Here is a 1,647-nt window from a genome sequence, read left to right on the forward strand (position 1 = left end):
CGCTTCCGTGAACGAGGATGACACTCAAGTGGCTCGCCTCCTTTGATGACTGTTATATCAGTGATATATTTCAGTAACACCGGAGATATCCTAACATGAAATGTTGGGAATCGCAATATTTTTGCAGATATTTTGTTATTTTATATTACATAAAATATTCTTTTTGGGGTTATAAGAAATGATTAACGTGTTAGTTTGTAAGATAATATTACAGATATCGGAGGATAGGGAGCTGGAGGAGGTGATCCGGACTCTGAGGCGCCGGGCAGGATGAAAAACGGACAGACCGCGAGGGAGAAAATGAGATTCAAGGAACTTCCAACCATTACTATTTCCACTACCGGGACAAATACGACCTTCTGGAGCAGAGCATGGAAGAAATGCTGCAGGAATTCGGGTCGTCGCTGATGTCCGGGGAAAATGCCGCGCCGGCGGACCGGCCGTGCGCCCGGGAAACGGCGATGGTCCGCCATTTCGAGCAACGCGGATATCTACCGCGTGATGCTGGGCGAAAACGGAGTTCCCGCGTTTTCGAAGCGCATGAAGCGGGCGATTGAAGAGGCGTTCTACCGAAAGTTTGCCGCCTCCAATTCGGTGCCGGACATTCCCCCGAAGGTGCTGGGCGCGTATGTGGCGTCGGCGCATTTCGGATTGATCGAATGGTGGCTGGAAAACGACCTGGCGTACAGCCCCGCCTACATGGCCGGTCCGGTATGCCGGATGATCCGGTCCGGAACGGGTCCGGAGGCGTCGTCCTGCGCGGTCTGAATCGGGTCGTCGCAGACAAAAACCCGGTGTGCTTTTGCACCGTTTTTTTTCGTGTGCGTTCAATCCAATCTGGAAAGATCGAATTTGGCTGCCGGTTGACCATCCATGGAGCAGTCCCACCCGGAGATCAATGCCTCATTTCCCGGGGCGAAGGTCGAATGCCTCGCAACAACAGGCAGGACTTGTGCCTCTTGTCGATAAGGAGAATTGTCCCCGTTCCTCTTTGCACGAAATGATCCTGACAAATAACAGAGAATTGCATCTGGAACCCAAGTCCTACATTACCAAAACGTGGAACCTTGACGAGAGAAAAAACATTGCCGGCATGGAACCTTCGCTGAAAGGTTTGACATGGCGATCGATGTCAAGGACTAAATCCTTGTCGCCGGGACGAGATGCACGGAAAAAATACCGGATCCCACCACCTCCACAGACCCACCTTCATTAGCCATAAACGATAAAAAATGCTCATTTTCCCATAATTATGATACTGCTATACTTGAAAACGCCATCATTCTGCATGCAGAAGGCAGAAAATCTATCTATATTCGGGAGGGATTCGATGGCTTGCAACACGCCTTTCCGGCTCGGCCTGCCGGTGGACATTCCATGGCAGAAGGTCTGCGTGACCGAAGACATGATGGACCGGGTGGTGTGCGACGACAGGCTGCCGCCCAAATGGCACAGCTCCATTGCCGTGTTCAAGTACGTGCCCGAGGAAGAGTATCAGCAGTTTCCCGACACCAAGGTCACCTTCCTGAAAGTGACCGTCACGATCACGGGCTATCAGCCCATGGACGACGAAATTCAGGGCGAGATCGACTGGGACGGGCTCAACGTGACGACGGTCGAAGGGCTGACCGACCTCTTGAGTTCCTA

At 52.0% G+C, this 1,647-nt stretch carries 3 protein-coding genes; all 3 read left to right on the top strand.

Annotation, left to right across the window (positions count from 1 at the left end):
* Positions 1–371: 371 nt before the first annotated feature.
* Positions 372–557 (top strand): hypothetical protein, encoded by a 186-nt coding sequence (locus H043_RS30535; RefSeq protein ID WP_177325671.1) that lies wholly within the window; start codon positions 372–374, stop codon positions 555–557.
* Positions 502–768: a TetR-like C-terminal domain-containing protein gene (locus H043_RS0126445; RefSeq protein WP_256214501.1), complete on the top strand. Its 267-nt coding sequence runs from the start codon at positions 502–504 to the stop codon at positions 766–768. Before H043_RS30535 ends, H043_RS0126445 begins: the two co-directional genes overlap by 56 nt.
* A 562-nt stretch (positions 769–1,330) precedes the next feature.
* A partial coding sequence (locus tag H043_RS29425; RefSeq protein ID WP_155953522.1) for a hypothetical protein occupies positions 1,331–1,647 on the top strand: 317 nt, incomplete at its 3' end.

Source organism: Pseudomonas sp. URIL14HWK12:I6 (genome assembly GCF_000514195.1).
In the GTDB taxonomy this organism is placed as follows: domain Bacteria; phylum Pseudomonadota; class Gammaproteobacteria; order Pseudomonadales; family Pseudomonadaceae; genus Aquipseudomonas; species Aquipseudomonas putida_A.